The sequence below is a fragment of the Candidatus Desulfatibia sp. genome (assembly GCF_036446775.1).
In the GTDB taxonomy this organism is placed as follows: Bacteria; Desulfobacterota; Desulfobacteria; order Desulfobacterales; family UBA11574; genus Desulfatibia_A.
The window spans coordinates 1-2323 of sequence record NZ_JAZFTO010000219.1 but is presented as its reverse complement, the minus strand read 5'-3'; the positions used below and the strand labels follow the sequence as shown (position 1 = coordinate 2323).

The window sequence follows — 2323 nt, the reverse complement described above, 5'->3', positions numbered from 1 at the left end:
CAATTCCCTCTGTTTTAGGAAGATAAGTCTGGTAGTCTTTCGCCAAAGCCCCGCTTTTAACCGATATATCCTTTGATGAAGATTTTTTCGGGGGAGTGGATGGCATCATACAGCTCCCCTTGAAAATCGCGCCTTCCTCCGCTACAAAGACAGGCGTGTCGATATTTCCGGTAAGGTTGCTGTTGGAAAAAATAGATACTTTTCTGGCCGCTTTTACGTTTCCAACAATCTGGCCCATGTTGAAGAGCGAACCCGTATCTATTTTAGCGTGGATAGTACCGGTATTGCCTATTATCAGGGTGTCGCTTGTTTCAATCTCTCCCTGGAAATTGCCGTCGAAGCGAAGCGCACCCTTAAAACGCAACACCCCGCGCATACGAATTCCTTCTCCAAAGTAAGAGTTTATTTCATCCTTCATCCTCTAAGGCTATATTTCTAAAGGTTTTAAGTCAAGTTTACATTGTGCGGCAATAGCACATTCATAATACACAATTAATAGTTAAAGAAATTCAATCAGTTCTATTATTTCAAGCGGGCCAGCAAATGCAAAAAACGGTCTTTGTCGGTTTCAATTTCTAATATTTCGAAGGACTTTCCGAACACCTTTTTCAATTCGGTTTTCGATGTAAAGCGGTCGTAGTGGTTTTTGTGCGACACGAATCCCCGCTTGTACACCTTGCCGTTACCGTGTTTGAAGTTCGATGCAAAACACGAAAGAAGGTAGAATCCGCCGGACACAAGCAACGAGTCTATAAGGTCCAAATAGTCTTTTGTATCTTTTCGGCGTATATGGTGAAAAACGCCGTAATCAACTAAAACGTCAAACGAATCGGGTTTTAACGGAATTCTGTATATATCGCCTCTTACATAAAGGATGTTTTTCAGGCCCTTTCCTTGCGCTATTTTCAGGGCTTTTTGCTGGTATTCAACTCCGATTACCTTCAGTCCGCACCGCTCGATTGCAACCGAGTTGCGTCCTTCCCCCGAGCCGAAATCCAATGCCCGTTTAAGGGTAAGGCGTTGTTTTATTTTCCTTAGGGCCTTCCACAAGAAAGGGGCGGCCCTCCCGCCATTTGCCCAGGGAATGCAGTTTTCAACATAAGCGTTTTTGTAGAATACGTGTTGCTTTTTGTACTCCCTGTCCCTAACGAGACGTTGTAAATGTTTTACAGCCATTTTTGATTCCAAATAATTTTACGTATAATCAGGATATCAAATTAGCGTGAGGATTTTCTATTAGATGAATGCGAAACAGGAAAGCAGGGCAATGTCCCTTGCTTTGCGGCTTAGCGCCATATCCCTCGATCCAGCAGGGAGTCTTGACGATATCCTTAAAAGGGCGGCAATCATGATAGTTGAATCAGGCGAGGCGGATTGCTGTTCTTTTGTGGTCGCTGACGCGGATACTACTAAAGGAACGTCGGGAATCTCGGTGAAAAGAGCCGGCAAAAAAGGAAAAGTAGAGATCGTGGAAGGAATCCTCCCCGCTACCTTTGATCTCGAAGATATGCCCGGCCTTAGAAAGGCAATAATTGAAAAAACCTCTGTAATACAGAAATCGGGCGAAAAAGATTTATCGCCCGCCGAAAGAAAGGCGATGGAGGACCAAGGCATATCGTTGGCCCTTTTCGTTCCGATGATCGTCGGAAACAGTGCGATAGGAACATTGAACACGGGGTTCGAAAAAGAAAATTCCCGGATTACAGAAAACAGACTGAACATTTTTTCCGCAATGGCCTGCGGGACAGCCCTTGTTTACGACAGGGCGCGGCTCGAAATGCGGCTGAAGAATTCGGAGGCCGAGCACCGCGAGCTGTTTGAAAGTTCCGTCGATATAATGTTCAAGACCGATGAATATCACATGATAGTGGACATTAACCCCCAGTTCACTCTTTCAACCGGGCATGACGTGTCCGAATGGATTGGCAGGCCGTTCGGATCGCTGCTTACTGACTACCGCAGCCGGTCGGAAATAAATAATTCCAAGGCGTGCGGCACGAGCTTCTCCGGCGGAGAGGCGGTTTTTAAAACGGCATTCGGCGAAAAGTACTTCCACATTTCCTCCTGGCCCAGGTTCGACAGGAAAGGAAACGTCATCGGCAATTGGCACGTCGCGCACGACATTACCGACCAGAAGAAAAAGGAAAAAGAGCTGATCGCCACAAAGGAAAAGGCCGAAAAAGCAAGCAGGGCGAAATCCACTTTCATGGCAAACATTTCCCACGAACTTCGCACGCCGCTTACTTCCATAATCGGGTTCGGCAACCTTATTATGGGCAACCAAAAGATACCGGAAACCGTAAAGGCGCAAAGCCGCATAGTT

At 46.2% G+C, this 2323-nt stretch carries 3 protein-coding genes; 1 reads left to right on the top strand and 2 read right to left on the bottom strand.

Annotation, left to right across the window (positions count from 1 at the left end):
• Together V3S16_RS10475 and V3S16_RS10470 are read right to left on the bottom strand one after the other, a co-directional pair.
• The coding region (locus tag V3S16_RS10475) for a polymer-forming cytoskeletal protein (RefSeq protein ID WP_413884683.1) at nt 1-376 on the bottom strand (376 nt) is incomplete at its 3' end.
• A gap of 146 nt (nt 377-522) precedes the next feature.
• Nucleotides 523-1176: a class I SAM-dependent methyltransferase gene (locus tag V3S16_RS10470; RefSeq protein ID WP_413884681.1), complete on the bottom strand. Its 654-nt coding sequence runs from the start codon at nt 1174-1176 to the stop codon at nt 523-525.
• A 64-nt stretch (nt 1177-1240) separates the two neighbouring features.
• On the opposite strand from V3S16_RS10470, the gene V3S16_RS10465 reads away from it, so the two are divergent.
• On the top strand, nt 1241-2323 hold a 1083-nt coding region (locus V3S16_RS10465; RefSeq protein WP_413884679.1), incomplete at its 3' end, for a PAS domain S-box protein.

Bases quoted from the DNA above. Each gene is read 5' to 3' on its own strand.
- V3S16_RS10470 (WP_413884681.1), bottom strand. From the start codon at position 1,176: ATGGCTGTAAAACATTTACAACGTCTCGTTAGGGACAGGGAGTACAAA.